Below are 16,197 nucleotides of genomic sequence, written 5' to 3' on the forward strand. Positions count from 1 at the left end.
CAGCGTCTGATACACACCCCCGCCGCTCCCGGTCCCCACGAACCGGTCATCCAGCTGCAGATAGAACTCGGACGTCAACGTCACCTGAGCACGGACATCCGGCCACACCCGTCCACCATTGCCAGGACTCCGCAAAGACTGCACAATCCGCTCGCCCAGCGACACCCCGAACCCAGCCAGCGCGTCCTCGCCCAGCACCGACACCACCGCGTCATCGACCCGCATCCCACCCGCGACCGGTACCACGCCCAGCGCAGCACCCCTCCCACGCCGCCGGCCCGCACCGGCGGCACCCGCATCGTCACCGATCATCCAGCCCCGATGCTCCGGACCTCGCACGTCGTCGGAACCTGCCGGCCGGCCATACAACAACGGTGGGACCTGGTAGGAAGCGCCCGTGTAGAGCGTGAGGGTGGTGGTAATCGCGGCTTCCCGCGTCTCCTGATCGGACACCCCGTGCTGCTTCAGCATCTCTTCGGCGAGCGTGGTGATCTCATCGACCACCACCTCCCGCCTCGCGGTGACTTTCCCGGTGTTGAGGTGGAAACCCAGCTCAGTCCAATCCTCGACGCGCCTCCGCGCTTCCACGTTGCCGCGTGCCCACTCATCCAGCAGATACCCCAACCGCCGCCTCGACCCCGACGTCAACGCTCCATCACCAGTGACGAGCATCCACGCCGCCCCTCCATTACGATAGTCAGCCACCTTCCCATACGCGGACCGATACACCCTGAACACCAAACCAGCGTCTTTTGCGGTTTTCTTGGGATCGTCCAGGTGAATTTCCAGGCCCAGCCTGCCCGCGTCCAACCGATCCCCGTCATACCACTCATCATTCTTCACGATCCTGCCCGGAGTCCCTACGGCGAGATCGATGTTGCCCTGTACTTCTTCCAGCAAACCATCCAGCAACCGATCCCGCACCATCCCCTGCAACCGCACACCGAGCTGATCGGTCACAAACTCTCTGGCCCGCAATTCCAAGTGCATATCCGGCAACTCCCGGCCCTGCCGCAACAAATCCAGAACATGAGTCTGGATCTCCAGCCGTAATCCTCGCAGCACACGCCGATCAGCAGGCGAGAGCAGGTCCGTCAGCACATCCCGCCCCTCGCGATCTGCCTCCTCGAGCATTTCCTTGATCTTCTGCGAGCGATTCTCGGTGAGCTTCGACTCCCACACGTGCTCCGCTGCCCCGAACCAGTGCCGCTGCTGCTGATTGGTGAGGTTGAGCAGCGGACGGTCGCTGACACGCGGAGTGATCCGCTTCCGCTCGCCCTGGCCAGGCCAGGCCAGCGCCCGATCTCGGTACTCCGGACCCCGCTCAACAGTATTCGCGGAGCTCGACGACTTGCCATAGAGCAACGGAGCGGACTGGCGGGCTATGTTCAGGTAGAGGGTAAGCGAGGCCGTGATCACGGCTTCCCGCGTCTCCTGATCGGACACCCCGTGCTGCTTCAGCATCTCTTCGGCGAGCGTGGTGATCTCATCGACCACCACCTCCCGCCTCGCGGTGACTTTCCCGGTGTTGAGGTGGAAACCCAGCTCAGTCCAATCCTCGACGCGCCTCCGCGCTTCCACGTTGCCGCGTGCCCACTCATCCAGCAGATACCCCAACCGCCGCCTCGACCCTGACGTCAACACCCCATCACCAGTGAAAAACATCCACGCCACCCCTCCATTACGATAGTCAGCCACCTTCCCATACGCGGACCGATACACCCTGAACACCAAACCAGCGTCTTTTGCGGTTTTCTTGGGATCGTCCAGGTGAATTTCCAGGCCCAGCCTGCCCGCGTCCAACCGATCCCCGTCATACCACTCATCATTCTTCACGATCCTGCCCGGCGAACCCTCGGCAAGACCGATACGCGCCTGCACCTCCCCCAGCAAACCATCCAGCAACCGATCCCGCACCATCCCCTGCAACCGCACACCAAACCGATCCTTCACCCGCATATCGGCCCGGAACTCCAGATGCATATCCGGCAACTCCCGGCCCTGCTCCAGCAACTCCAGCACATGCACCCGGATCGCGTCCCGCAGACTGGCCAGCATGCCCTGATCCTCAGCCGACAACAACTGCCCCAGCACATCCCCCTGCCCCGCACGCTCGAACACCTGCACCATCCCCGACACGGTATTAACCGCGAGCCTCGACTCCCAGCTGTACTCCTCCTTGACCCGACTACGTTGTTGATGGGTGTCGAGTTTCATCAAGGGGTGTTCGCTGACGCGTGGGACAGCCCTCCTGCGCTCGGACTGACCAGGCCAGACCAGACTCCGGTCTTGATGCGCGGGTCCTTGCGTAGCACTCACCACCGCACCGGCGGACCGACCGTAGATCAGCGGGCGAAGGTTGGGGTCTGTGTTTGTGTGGATGCCGAGTGCGGTGGTGATCGCGGCATCACGCGCATCCCGATCGGACAACCCGTGGTGCTTCAGCATCCTTTCTGCGATCGTGATGACATCGTCGACCACCACATCCCGCTTCTCCGCGACCGCCCCGGTGTTGATCTGAAAACCGAGCTCCGTCGAGGACGCGTTTGCCCTCCAGGCTTCGGCGTTGCGTTCACCCCACCCGTCCAGCAGATACCCCAACCGCCGCCTCGACCCCGACGTCAACACCCCATCACCAGTGAAAAACATCCACGCCGCCCTACCACCACTGCGATAGTCAGCCACCCTCCCATACGCGGACCGATACACCCTGAACACCAAACCAGCGTATTTTGAATGTTTGGGCTTTTCGAAGTGGATTTCCAGGCCCAGCCTGCCCGCGTCCAACCGATCTCCGTCATACCACTCATCATTCTTCACGATCCTGCCCGGCGAACCCTCGGCAAGACCGATACGCGCCTGCACCTCCCCCAGCAAACCATCCAGCAACCGATCCCGCACCATCCCCTGCAACCGCACACCAAACCGATCCTTCACCCGCATATCGGCCCGGAACTCCAGATGCATATCCGGCAACTCCCGGCCCTGCTCCAGCAACTCCAGCACATGCACCCGGATCGCGTCCCGCAGACTGGCCAGCATGCCCTGATCCTCAGCCGACAACAACTGCCCCAGCACATCCCCCTGCCCCGCACGCTCGAACACCTGCACCATCCCCGACACGGTATTAACCGCGAGCCTCGACTCCCAGCTGTACTCCTCCTTGACCGCCACCCGCTGGCTCTGGTCTGGGACGGTGATGACCGGGGTCTGCCCGGCAGCGGGCCGGATACCGCGGGCGAGAGCGGAGTCGGGCGCCGGACTGTCTGCAGTGGTCTCCTGGGGCGCCGGTCCCGCCGCCGATTCCCCGGTGCGCGGCCGCGCACGACGGGGCATCCCACCTGGCTGACGCCCCAGAAGAACAAGCGGATCGATACCCCTGGCTTTCGCCCTCGCAACCGCAGCAATCTCCTGCGCCGTCTTCCGAAGATTCTCCGGCCTCGCCCGAAACTCCGGATCCGCAGTCTCCTGATCGCTACGCCACAACACCCACTGGTCGTACGCCCGCTTGACCTCATCACCTGAAGCCCACGAACCATCCTGCCCCCGCAACTCACTCGCCACATCCGCCCGCAACAAATCATCCAACTCCAGCAACGGCCGACCAAACCGACCCGGCGCCCCGAACCCACGCAAATCCGCGTCCTGCCCGTTCTCACCCGACGGAGCCGGGTCCAGCCGATCCTCGGCGCTCGACTCACCCAGGCCGTTCTCACCGACAACCTGGTCGGCCCGCATCGGATCAACGCCCAACGAATCAGTGTCCTTCCCCGGCTCCCGAACAGCCGCAGCATCGTCCACATTCCGCAATTCGCCGGAACCCGGGATCCTGACCGCCCTGCCCACATACACCAGTTCAGCGGACTCCCAAGGCACGAAACGGATCAACGGCTCGGAGCCGACCGCGTCCAACTGGTGCTTTTCGACGATATCCTGGTAGATCTTCCGCTGGAACGCGTCTTTCGGCTGCCAGTACATGTGTGCGCCGTGCTGCACACCGACGTCGCGATGGGTCAGCAGCCAGATGACGTCGTCATAGGCCTGTTCCGACAGGCGCGTCCCGTCATCCGGATACCAGGCGTCGAAGATGTCCAGATCGCCCGCGACGAACTTGAAGTTCTGGTAGCCGCCATCCTGCTCCACAACGCCGTCGACCACCCGGAACTGTCCGGATCGCTCGTAGGAAGCCATACTCCTGGCCAGCGCGGTGAATTCGACCCTCCGCATATCGTATCGGCGTACGACGGCCGCACGGCGATCCGGCTCGAGACCGTCGAGGATCGACGCCGGCGGCATTTCCGGCCGGAAATAGCCGACCAGGCCGATGTGCTCCTCCCGCGCGCCCAGGTACACGTCGAGCGGGTTGATCGTCTTCGCCTTCATCTCCAGCGGTTTGGGCAGCGCGCCCCGCTCCAGCCACCGCACCGAGGCCGGGTTGGAGGGCCGGACGTCCAGCACAACCCCGAAGCGGTCCACGAAATCGCGGATCCGCTCCTGGAAACGAAGTGGGATACCGAACTCGTTCGTCAGCCGCTCCGACGTCAACGGCCGGCCGTCGGTGGCACGGAACGACGCCCGGGACGCCGGGCGCGGCGAAGGCGAACGGGAGACCGGACGAACAGAGCGGTCGATACTGTCCAACAGGTCGGGCACGAACCCACCGAACTCACTGGTGTCCACCTGCAAGAACGGCACCGCCAGGCCACCGGGAACCGGCTGTTCGACATGCCCGGAATAGCCCGGGTTCACCCCGAGCAGCCGCGCGTCGGCATCGCGCGACCTCCTCCTGCGGCCACGCTCCGGTTCCACCGAATCCCGTCCGGTGTCACCATCGCCCCGAGGCGGGCCGCGGAGGCGGAGGCGGCCGAGGACCGGGTCGTGGACGAACTGGTCGTGGCTGGTGTCGAACACCGGGGCCCCAGCACGGAGAACAGTGTCGGAGCGGACGAAGGTACCGCCGTCGGTGACGACGAGATCGCCGCGCTCGGTGGTGGCGGGCAGTTTCGTGGGCACGAAGACCAAACCCTTGTGCCCCAACGACTTCAGCGTTCCGGTGAACGCGCGCTCGTAGTCGGAGCCGAGCGGCGCGCAGGCGAACGAGATCAGGTCGCCCGACGGGTTCCAGCCGCCGGCCCGCAGGCTCGTCCACACCCGCTTCGCCATCCGCACCGGATCGCTCCCGGGGCGAGCCCGATCACCACCGGCGTGGAAGTCCACCAGCACCGTCCTTTCCGGCCACTCCCCGGGCAGCAGCTCCGGTTCACCGGTCTCCGGATCGACCCGCGCGTACTTCCGCGGCCCCGCCTCGCCGAACCGCTCGGCCATCGTGCCCGCGGCGGCCACATCCCCCTGCTTGCTGGGGAAGACGACCATCTTCACCGACCCGTCGTCATAGCTGTAGACGACTTCCCGCTTCTCCGAGGCGCCGAGGCGCCGACGCAACGCGCGAGCGGCGGTGTCATCGGCGAACCGGTCGTTCTCCGGCTGGGCCGCGCGGAGCGCGTCCGGGTCGGCCAGCAGCCGCGCGACCGTGCCCGCCACCGCCGCCGGGTTCATCGCGTCGGCGCCGTGCAGATGAGTCAGGAAGGCAAGCACATTCAGCACTGTCTGGTACCGCGCCGCCTCGGAACCCGCCGGGCGCGGCAGCCATTCCAGCGCCGCCAGCCGCAACGTCTCCGCGTGGGGCAGCCGGTCCAGCCCCCACCGGGCGGTCGCCACCAGCTGGTCCACCCGCATCGGTCCCGTCGAGGTCCCGATCGGCATGACCTCCGCCAGCAATCGCCGCGCCCGGTACTCGGCCGCGCGGTGGCCACCACGCCGTCCCGCGTCCGCGACCGCGTCCACCAGTCCTCTGTGGAGCGTGGTCCACGACGCCTCGTCCGCCGTCTCCGGACGTGAGACCTCCGTGCGCGGGCCGATCAGCTGTTCGGCCTCCGCCTGCCAGTCGTTCCCGTCCGCGCCGGAGGTGACACCACGTTCGCTCAGTTCCCGCAGGTGGTCGAATCCCGGTGCCTCCGGCGTCCCCGCCCACAGTTCCCTGGCGAGCCCGGTGCCGGAATCTCCCCGCGCGAGTTCGCCGGCCACCGCGTGCAGCATGTGCTGGTACAGCTGCCTGGCGCGGTCGAGGGACAGGCCGCCCCGGGTGAACCGCCGCTCGTCCAGCGGGCCGAGCACCTTCTCGGCCCGGCTCAGCGCGCCCCAGCGCAGGTGCCCCGGGTCGAGGCCGTCCAGGTGAGCCCGTCCCGCGGCCGCCTTGCCTGCCCAGTGCCGCTCGAACCGCTCGGCGAGCTGGTCGAGGCCAGGGCCGATGATCTCGTTTTCCTCGTAGCCCGGCAGTCGTACGCCGTCGTCCTCGTACCGCGGCGTCGGATTCCTCGTGGTGAACAGTTCCCGCAGCCCGGTGTAGCCGGCGCCTTCCCGCAGCCGGGTGAGGACACCCGCCACGCGTGCCATCGGGTCGGGACCGAGATCCAGGTACCGCCCGACGAGATCCACCATCCGCTCGCGAAGCCGTGCCACCTCTTCCGCGCCGAGCCCCGCCGCCCGGTCCCCGCCGATCAGGGAGCCGACCAGCGACGCGGCCCTGCGCCGCCGGTCCGCCGGGTCCACGTTGAGCGAACCGGCCCCGGCCGAAAGGTCGCGCGCCTCCCGCTCGAGTTCGTCCAGCATGTCCTCGAAGTCGGCCACCAGGTAGGCCAGCTCGTGGGTGCCGGCCTGCAGCAACCGCTGGTCGGCGGCCGACTCGTCCACCGCGTAGCCGGTTCGCGCGCCGGCGAACGGGATTTCGTCCCGCTGCCAGGAGCGCACCCGCTCCGCCTCCTGGCGGACGAACCGGGTCTGCTCCCACGCCTCCGCCGTCCATTCACCGAAGCCCCGGACGCCGAGGTAGAGCTCGGCCAGCCGCGCGGCCAGCAGCGTGGTCAGGTCCTCGTGCAGCTCCGTCAGGTCCTGGCTTTCGTCTGCGAAGCCGGGTTCCCGCACCGGGCCCAGCATGGCGCGCGCGTAGTCCCGGAACAGCTGTTCGCGCCGCGCGGGCTGGTCCTCCAGTGTCTCCCTGGCCTGTGCGAATTCGTCGTTCCGTCGCTGCCGGAACCTCCGGAGCAGCCCCGTGCGCACGTCGTACCGGACCAGGTGTTCGAACCTCCGCCGCAGCGCGCGGGCGGTCTCGGCGTCGAGGTTCCCGCGTACCCCGGCCTGGCCGATCCGCTGCCAGAGACGCTGTTGTTCGCTGAGGCTCGGGCCGCGTCCCTGACGCGGGAACGGCTGGTCGCCGAACAGCTCGGCCGCGCGCCGCGACTCCTCCTCGGTGAGCTCGGCGGTTTCGGTTTCCGGCGGTATCCGCTCGTCCAGTTCCGCTTCCAGCGCGGCCAGTTCCGCCGCGAAGGGATCCGACTCGAGCCGGCTCTCGGCCAAGTCCTCGAACGAATGACCGAACCACACCCTGGCCAGACCGTCGGAGTTGAGCCAGTGCTCGACGCGCCACGCCACCGGAGCGCGACGCTCCCAGGTCTCCTCCGGATCGGCTTCGGCGAGGTCCGCGGCCAGGAGGTCGGCCAGCCGCCGGTACACCCGGACGCGGCTCGTCCCCACCTGGCCGCTGCCCGGCTGACGCAGCGAGCCCAGCATGGTGCGGCTCCGCCGCCGCTGCGCGCTTTCCACCGGCCTGCCGGCCAGGGCCGCGTCGAGCTCGGTGAGCAGCCGCGTCCCGGGATCGTCCTCCAGCAGCCGGTCGTACTCGGCACGCAGCGTGGCCCCGTATCCGGTCTGCTCCTCCCGCGGCTTCCCCGCGACCGCCGCCGCCATGGCCAGCCACAGTCGTTGCTGGTCCGCAGAGCCCAGCTCGATTCCCCGCCTGATCTCCAGAGACTTCCCCAGCGCGGCCACGGCGGAATCCCACCGCCGCCCGGGGTCACTGTCCATCGCCAGCGCTCGCTGGCCTTCGCGGATCTCCTCGTGAAGATCCGCCTCGAACTTCGCCGCAGCGAACCGGATCCCGTTCTCCCCGGCCCGGTACCGGAGTTCGTCCCGGTTCTCCGGAGCGAAATCGACTCGGGACACACCGTCCCGGTTGAACCACTTCTGCAGGTCGGGCAACAGCGAGCCGTCGAGCAGCCGGTCGATCTCCTCCTCGGCGGCTTGCCGCGCCTCGTCATCGGCGGCCTTCACCCAGTTCAGCCGCAGTCGCGCGAGCAGTTCCACCAGACGGCCGTGCACGAACCTCTGGTCCGCGTCCCCGGTCCACGGCTCGCGCAACGGTCCCAGTACCGCCATGCTCCACGCCCGGGTGTCGTGCTCGTTTTCCCCTACCGCGCTGTCGTTCCCGGGGTCCAGGTGGTCGATACGGGCGAGCAGGAGAGCGGGCTCGCCGAAATCCCGGAGAATGCGGCCACGGGCTTCGTCCCACTCGACATCGAAGAAGCGTTCCTCACGGAGCTCGCGGAAGGACTTGCCGATCGCCTTGGCCAGTTCGTCGACGTCGCCGGCCTCGCGCTGCTCGTCGGGACTTTTCGCCGCCGCCAAGTGCCCGAGCGCCATGGCCAGCTCGTCCACCGTCGCCCGTTCCCGATCGTCGAGATCCGCGTCCCGGACTTCGTTCAGGAGGGACCTTCCGGACGCGCGCTGGGTTTCCCGTTCCTTCCGTACCGCGGCTTCGTCCGCATCCTGTTTCACGACTCCGGCCGCGGTCTTCAGGGATCGCTGGTAGCCGGTGAACTTTCCCCAGTACTGGCCGCGAAGCCGAGTGAGCTGATCGTCCGAAAGATGCCCGGCATAGTGGGTCTCGTAGAGCCGGGCATAACCGGCCCGCATGGCCTCCGTCTGCTGCCAGGCCGAGCGGATCATCGACCATTCGGTCTGCCCGGTCGTTCCCGCTTCGGCCATCCGCAACAGAGAAGCCGTGAGCACATCGGCGAGCTGCCGGTGGAGTTCGGCCAGAATCCGCCTGTCGAGCGTTTCCGCGACGTCCGGCCGCTGTCCGAGCATGGTGCGCGCGATCTCCGGAGCGTGCCGCACCAGCCAGTTCGGCGACTGCGCCGTACGGTCCTGCCGCGCCAGGGACGAGTCGGCCCCCATGACCTGGGAACGCCAATCGACAGCCAGCGCGTAGGCCTGACGCTGGAACTCGCTTCCTTCGCGGTGCCGAGCGATCTCATCACGCGCCTCCGCCCTCGCCGGGTCCAGGGAGTACTTCTGCCGCACCGGATTCGATCCGCTGATGACCTCCGGACCACTCGAACCGCTGGAACCCGAATCGTCGCTGTCGTAGCCGTCATCGCCGCTGTGGTCCGCTCCGCTCGAAGACTCCGCCCCGTCGAGATCACGGAATTCCAGCTCGACCGCGTGCTCGTCCGGGAACTTCCCGTCCACGGCGACGTGCTCCCGGAGTTCGTCCTCGGTCAGCGGCGCCAGCTGGCGGTGGCGGCCCCAGTCGTTGGTGTAGGACAGGCTCGGGTACGCGTATTCCATCGCCTGCATGGCTTCGTGGAAGGTGTGGTGCCTGCCCTGGAGCATGTACCCGAGAATGCCCAGCCGCACCAACGGCAGATCGAGGTCCGCGCCGTTCCCCTTCAGGAACCCGGCGAAGCGGATCAGCTTGTACGCGGTCGCGGCCAGGCCCGTGGTGATCAGCCCGCCGGTGGCCTCGGCCTTGCGCTGCTCGTTCCCCGCCATCTGGACGGTTTCCGTGTTGGCCGCGGTCCGCCATGTCAGCTGACCATCGTCCAGCACGTATTCGGCTTCCCTGGCGGAGAGCGGAGGGCGCAGCGACGCCGGGTCGAGGTCGGTGCGCAGCTTCTTCGCACGCTCGGCGCGGATACCCCACTTCTCATCGTAGGAAAGGTGAGCCCACCGAGGATCATCCGTCGTCATGGGTTCGCTGACCCACTTGTAAAGATCCGTGCCCTTGCGGAACTTTCCCTTCTGATCCGCTATTTCCGGGAATCGCTTGGGTAATCCGGGGAACTTCTTCTTGAAAAAATCGAAGAACGACAGGGTATCGATGAAGTTCAGCCGCTCGCGCAGGTTCCCCGAGCGGACGACTTCCTCGTCGTGCACGCCTCCGCCGGTATAACCCATGTTGCTGGGACCGTCCGGATGGTTGTCCTCCGAGTGCGCCTCCAGCGCCTGTTCGGGTGTCACCATGTCCCACACCGCGGCGGCGAACTTGCCCATTTCCGCGGTCACGTCCCGATGTTCGACGAGATAGTCGCCCAGCCTGCGCTCGAACTCCTTCGACCGCGCCGCGTACTCGTCGCGAGCGTCGAGCCGGATCGGATCCGGCAGTTCGTCCCGGTTGAGCCCACGCAGCCCGGCGTAGTCCCCGCGTAGCGGCGTGCCGGGCCGGACCTCGTCCGCGATCCGCGCGCCCTCGACCAGATCCCCCGCGACGCGCCTGGCGACGTCCAGCGCGTCCGGTCCGATCGGCGCGCCGGTTCCGCCGAAGCGAGCCAGAACGTCCGCGGGGTCCACTAGTTCGCCGACCCGCCGCCGGGCCTCGCGAATGTCGTCGATGTCGTTGTGCAGCAACGACAGCACCTCACGGCGCACCTCGTCGACGAGCAGCTCCTCCAGCTCGCTTCGCAGGCCGGGCGCCTCCGCGCGGCTCGACAGCACCGCCGTCTTGCTGTCCGGGGCCGTGCCCTGGAAGTGGATCCCCTCCCAGACCAGGTCGATGACGGGCACATCCCTGACCTGTTCCCCCAGCGTCCGCATCTGCGTGGACAAATTGCTACGGAAGGTCTGGCCACTGCCCGGGGCCGCGCCGATGCCGTGGATGTCCACGCCCAGCGCGGTGGCGGCGATGCCCGGTGTCACGAAGCCGCCGGGGTTGTCCCAGCTGCCCAGGCGGGCGATCTGGTACGCGACCGACTCCGGCGTGTGGTCCGAGCCGAACTGTGCCAGCTCCTCGGCCCCGGCATAGGGCTTCCCGCCGCGGTTGGCGGCCTGCGCCCGTTCGATGGCCTCGGCCAGCCGGGCGTACCCGATCTCGTGATCGGCGTCGACGTCGCCGCCGAACAGATCCGGATTGTGCAGATACTGCCGGACGAATTCCCTGGCGAAGAGCTCACGCGCGCCCGCCACGTCCGGCGTGACCCCGCGTGCGGCCAGCATCCCCGTCCAGTCCAACCCGCGCGCCCACACGGACTGTTCCAGCGCGTGGGGAAGGCAATCGCCATCCCGCGGGATCTGCGACAACCGCAGGCCCAGCTCACGCAGGCGGCCGTCCCGCGCCTCGTTCAGATCGACAGCGGGCGGTCCCGTCGCCTTCTTCGGCTCGGTCTTCGGCGACGCGGGAGCCTTGTCCGCCACCGTATCGGGCGAGGTCGTGTCGCGTTCGGACTCCAGGTCACGTGCCACCGGAGCGGGCTCCGGCTCGGTCTCCTTCAGCGGCTCGCGCTCTTCGTCGTGGGGAGCGGTCTCCTCCTCCGTGATCGGCGCCAGCCGGGTCCCGGCGCCGCTCGGCTCGGTGCCCTCGGTCACGGGTCCCGTGGGCGGCTTCAGGCCGAAGTCGGCCAGGCCACGGGCATCGGTGACGACGAAGAACGACTCGTCCGCGCCGGTCCTGATCGGCTCGTTCCAGGCCGCCGGTCCCTCGATCCAGTACTCCGGGATGAGCCGGTAGTGCGGGGCGGCGAGCTTGACCAGGTACCACCGGCCGTCACCGGCCGGACGATCGCGCTTGCTCGTGTGCTCGCCGTTGGCCTCGTACACGGGCACGCTGCCCAGCGGGTTGGCGAACTCGAGCGGCCCGCCGGCCGCGGTCCGGACGTTGCTCCCGTCGATGGACATCGCCCGCACGTCGGCGCCGAACGACTGGACCGTGTCGATCGTGACTCCGGACCTGCGCTCGATCTTCTCCCGCTCCGACCCGCCGGCCGTGACCGGGTCGTCGACGATCCCGAGGACTTCGACGCGGTAGAAGTCGGCCTGGATGTCGACGTGCCGCAGCACGTCGCCCGGCGTCCGGATCCGGTATCCCCGCGCGCCGGCGAGCGCGGCGAGGTTCGCGCTCAGCTGCGCGACCATCGTGCCGATGATCAGGGCCTTGGCTGCTTCCGGATCCAGCCGGGGCCGGTTGACCATTCCCGTGACCTGGCCGGTGAGCAGTTCCATGACGCGGTCGTCGAGTTTGGGCTTCCTGAACTCACGGTAGACGTAGACGCCCGTGTCCTCGCCGAATCCCGGCGGGAGGCCCTGACTCCGCCGCCACAGCCGCCATGAACCGCGCCGCACGCTCAGCGGTTCCAGGGTCCTGAGCGCCAGTTCGTTCTTCGAAACGGTCGAGCGGCCCGCACCCGGCAACGGGAACCGGTGCGTCCTCGGCGCACCGAACTCGGCAACGGACACCGGCAGCCCGACAGCCTTGAGCGCCTTCAGGTAGATACCGGGCTCCGCCTTCGGATAGACCTCCACGATCGCCCGCAGGTCGTGCAGGAACCGCTCGGCCTCGTCGTCGTGGGTGCTCAGTTCGACGGTGACGGTTTCTTCGACCGACTCACCGTTTTCGGAGTTCCTCTTGACCTTCGCGGTCACCAGGATGTTGGTCAGGTTGCCCGGCCCGGACGGCCCGTTGGCGTTGTAGAAGAGCGCGCCGCCGCTGCCGGCGAGCCCGGAGGTGGTGGCCACGGTGTTCGACCGTCCCCGCACCGTCTCACTGGTCCTGACCTCGGACACCGCGGTGATCGTGTCGTGGTGCTCGCCCTGGCCCGCGATCAAGCGCAACAGGACAAGCTGCTCGAACCGGTGCCCTCGGGTAACGCCGTAGGTCAGCAGCGGGTATCCCCCGTGCATCGCCGCCGAGACCATCGCCTCGGTGCCGGCCAGGCCGAGCTGCGAACTCACCCGGTCGATCATCCGCTGGGTGAACTCGCCGAGCGTCTTGCCGAGCCAGTCCGGCTTCGGCTCGGCGTCCGCGGACGCACGGGAGAACAGCTGCGCCGCCAGCTGGGAGATCGGGTTCCGCTCCGCCCATTCCCGCCGGACGTACGCGGACCATTCGCCGGCCGAGGCGTCCAGGGCCTCCCGGAGACCGGCGAGCAGCAGGGGGATCGTCCTCGCCGGGTCGTAGAGCTCCATCGTCCCGACGCCGCGGCCCACTTCCTTGGGCGCGAGCCGAACCGGTTCCGGCGATTCGGTCAAGCCGGCGAAGTCGTCACCGCGGTCCTCGGTCCGCGGTTCGTCCTCCACTTCGGATTCCCGCGAGCCGCCGGGGCCGAGCGGATCCGTCAGCACCCGGCTCGCCTCGTCGATCCCGCCGGTGGCGAACGCGTGCGCCACGACCTCGCGCACCTGTGCCCTGGGTAGACCGGCGGGCACGCCGTTGTCGGCCAGCAGGCCGTCGGCCGTGCTTCGCAGCCCGTCCCTGGCGTCCGGGCCGAGGCCCGCCAGGTGGGAGCGGGCACGCTCGACGCGAGCCGTCCAGTCCTGAGGCACATCGTGCGAGCCCTGCGCGCCGGTCGTGCGCTCCGGCTGTTTCGGTGTCCGCTCCGGATGCACCGCGGTGTACCGTTTCCGGTCCTCGGGGGCGAGCCGGTCCACGTCGTCGCCCGTCAGCCTGCCCACCTGGTGGATCTCACTGGCGGGCACCCAGACCGTCACCACGTCCGGCACGTCGACCCAGCGGGACGCCTCGTAGGCGGGCCGGTCGTGCCACATGTTCCAGATGTCCAGCAGCGATCGGCGTTTCGTGGTCCGCACCCGGTAGACCCCGTCGTACCTGACCTGGTACTGACGTTCGCGGTGGCTGCGCCGGTTCGATTCCTTGACCTTGTCCCCGGTGCCACTCCCGTTCGTCCGCCGGACGTCGCCGGAGACCACCCCGCCGGGGCCGACGTTGGTCACCGGCGGGATGGCCATGAGGGGCGCGCCGAGGATCTCCACGTCGGCGCCGTAGCCCTTGTCGTCGGCGTTCTTGATGTCGACCGCCGCGGACTGCTCCCGCGTGACCTCACGCTCCTCCACGACCCCGACGATCTTCGCGTTCTTGAGGCGCAGCGACAGTTCGCCCTCCCCGGACAGCTTCCAGCGGCTCAGCAGGCCACGCCTGCCGTAGCGCTCGAACCGGAACTTCTCGCCGACGGTCATCGACCGCAGCCGGGCCGTCTGGTGTTCGCGGCTCTCGGCGATGTCCAGGGTGGTCAGCGCGGCCGCCGGTGTCCCGGCGTGGCCGGCGGGCTCGTCGAACTCCTTCGGCGGTCCCCCGAACAACGGCCGCAGCCACACCTGCCATCGCGCGAACGACGGCGCCCGCAACATCTGCGACAGCGCGGTCGCCGGGCTCGGGACCGGCTTCTTCTCGATGATTTCGGGAGTGGTCGGCAGGTACGCCTCTTCCTCCCGCCGCGCGGGCCGGGGACGGGCGTCCCACAGGGTGTCGGCTGACCTCGTCGTCATCCCGGGGAACCGGCCGGGTACCTCGGACGCGGTGACCTCGACGAGCATCCTCGGCGGTTTCCCGGCTTCCGGGGCGCCCGGTTCCGGCTGGGGCGGGGCGAGCCGCGACCACCGGCCGTCGGACAGGACGTCGAGCGTCGTGGGGTAGAGGAACTTGTGCTGCGGCCTCTCGCCGGACCGCCGGTACTCGCGGTCGTGCGCCTCCCCGATCTCGGTGTCCGCCGACGTGGACTTGATGCCCCTCGCGTGGAACTCGAACCAGTTGAACATGCCGACCGCGGCGGTCACGATCCCGTAGGCGAGCCCCCCGATACCGGCCTTGGTTTCGATCGTCTTCCGGTGCCCCGTGCGCTGCCTGAACCCACCAGTGAGGCTGGTGTCGAGCCGTCCGCCGTCCGCGGGCACGAGCCGGGCCCCGTTGGCGTCCAGGGTGGTGCGCACGCGCTCGTCCGGCGCGCCGTCGTACCACTCGCTGATCGGGATCCGGAGGCCGTTCTTGTTCAGCGCCAGGTGTTCCGCGTTGGCGTGGAGGAAGTTTTCGATCCGGCGGACGAGCACCGGCAGGTCGCCGGCCGCGATCGGGCCCCGCAGCCGTTCCGGGCGCGCCCGGACGGGTGCCTTGTTCTCCAGCGGCACGTCCTCTTCGCCGGAGCCGCCGGACCGGCGCGGCCGGTACTCGAAGAGTTCCACGTCGTCCGAGCGCTCCGGCGAAGAGGTCTTGGCGGCCAGGCCCCGGCCGAGCCGGTGTGCCTTGCCGGCGCCCACCCGCAGCAGCGAGGAGCCACCGATCACGCCCTTTTCCTGAAGCCGCTGGGCGATCTGGACCGCCCACGTCTTCGCGGTCAGCGCGGGCAGCTCGACCTCGGCGTTCTCCCGGTAGGGCACGTCGTGGGCGCTGGCTCCCACCGGGTCGTCGGCCCGGTCGGTGGCGAACCCGGCCCGCTCCTCGCCGTCCCGCGCTTCGCGGGTTTCCCGGTCGGCCTTGGTGAGCTGGTCGAACTCGTCGATCTGCCCGGGGCGCGCGGTGGCCTCCGGCGCCGCCCGCTCCCGCAGGATCGCCAGCCCCTCCACGCTGCCCGCCGGCTCGACGGTCTTTTCCCCGCGGGAGAACATCTTCGACCGCACCCCGTCGGCCGCCGGTGCGTAGTCCTCCACCCATACGTCGAAGAGCACGGGCGTCCGCCACGAGGTCACGGACTCCTCGATGGTCAGATCCCGCGAGAATTCCGTGAACGGCGAAGCCGAGTCGCGCGAGGCGTCGGTGACCGAATGGTCGATCACCGGTCCGAGCGCCACGCCGGTGACCGGCGCCGCGAACTCGCCGACACCGACCCAGAAACCCCAGCCGCCCGTCACGGTCCCCGTGTCGGTCGCCCCGACCGCCGAGACGCCCTCGGTGTGCCGGGTCCGCGCCGCCTGGGCGGCGGGCCACGACCGGACCGCGGCGATCGGCCCCTCCGGACGGCGGATGCCGACGCGGATCGTCTTCGGCCCGCCCTTCCCGGCGAACTTGAAGGTCCCTTGCGCGATCTCGCCCGAGAACAGTTTCGGCGCGATGTTCTCCAGCTTCGCCAGCCACTCCTCGAAACTCGCCGCCGCCGGCCACGAGCCCTGGTGCGCCACCTTCGGGTCGTTCGCCGCGAATCCGCCGAACCGCTGCGACAGCAGGTCGTAGATCCCGTCGATCCCGACGAGGTCGGCGGATTCGACGGCGACCGGATCGATCGCCTTCTCCTCCCGGTCCGCCGAATCCCGCCGGGCGAGCGTCAGCTCGGTGAACACCGGCGGCAGCCGGAACATCTTCTG

The 16,197-nt window shown here is 68.7% G+C and carries 1 protein-coding gene (cut by both window edges); it reads right to left on the minus strand.

Every position in this 16,197-nt window falls within one protein-coding gene, locus tag ACFWX1_RS13595, for a toxin glutamine deamidase domain-containing protein (RefSeq protein ID WP_378387024.1), read on the minus strand. The gene is 73,641 nt long; 31,200 of those nucleotides lie to the left of the window and 26,244 to its right, leaving coding positions 26,245–42,441 in view, spanning codon 8,749 (complete) through codon 14,147 (complete); the first complete codon in reading order (the gene reads right to left) occupies positions 16,195–16,197. Both the start codon and the stop codon lie outside the window.

Origin of the sequence: Amycolatopsis sp. NPDC059021 (genome assembly GCF_042739895.1) — a bacterium.
GTDB lineage: Bacteria > Actinomycetota > Actinomycetes > Mycobacteriales > Pseudonocardiaceae > Amycolatopsis.